Source organism: Kocuria sp. CPCC 205231, assembly GCF_040980965.1.
Taxonomy (GTDB): domain Bacteria; phylum Actinomycetota; class Actinomycetes; order Actinomycetales; family Micrococcaceae; genus Kocuria; species Kocuria rosea.
On record NZ_JAVKPP010000075.1, the window covers coordinates 1 to 728 of the forward strand.

Consider the following 728-nt stretch of genomic DNA (forward strand, 5'->3'; position numbering starts at 1 on the left):
CCTGCCGCCCGCAACCGCACTGCTTGGGCCCGCAGCTGCCCCGCACGGTCGGTGCGGGCCTGGCGGGCGTGGGCGGCGTTGTCCGCCGCCGCACGCACCTTGGCCTCGGTCCGCGCCTTCCCACCGCGCCGTCCCATCCGGGACAGGTACTCGTGTGCCGCATCAGAGCCGCTGGTGGAGGTAGGGCGTCCTTTGCCGGCGTTGACCTGACGTACGGCCGAGCGCGCCAGACACGTCACCTCCCCATCAGCCAGGGGGTGGGGCAGCTGGGCGTTGAGCGCCCTAGCGTGGGCGATCGAGGCGGCCTCCGTCGGGGTCTGCTGGCGGGCCTGCCGCTGGTCCCACAGCCACCGGCGGGTAGCGCGGAAGACCGCGGTGTTGCGTCCCACCTCCGTCGCGGTGTCCACCACCGGGACCCGCGGGATGCCGGACTGTCCCAGCAGGGGCGTGCCCGGGTCCCAGGCCGGTGTGGCGGGCCCGTCGATGGCCTCGTCGTGGAACGGATCGATGTACTCGGCCATGTGCGCCTTGAGATCCCCTAGGGACCATGGGCTGGCTCTGCGGCCCCACCACACGCGCCCGGCCGGGAACGCAGCGGCCGGGTTGCGCACCAAGTACCGGGTGAAGCACGGGTCCCCGTCCACCAGCCGGTCCAGGGCCCGCTGCACCGCCTCCGCGTAGCGGATCGGACCCGGCCGAGCACCCTCGCCCCGGTAGACCGGTTCGAT

The 728-nt window shown here is 73.8% G+C and carries 2 pseudogenes; both read right to left on the minus strand.

Features of this window, described 5'->3' with window-relative positions:
- A pseudogene (locus RF640_RS18930) lies at window positions 1–521 on the minus strand (hypothetical protein); the annotation flags it as partial.
- A gap of 66 nt (window positions 522–587) precedes the next feature.
- Window positions 588–728 (minus strand): annotated as a pseudogene (locus tag RF640_RS18935) (replication initiation protein); the annotation flags it as partial.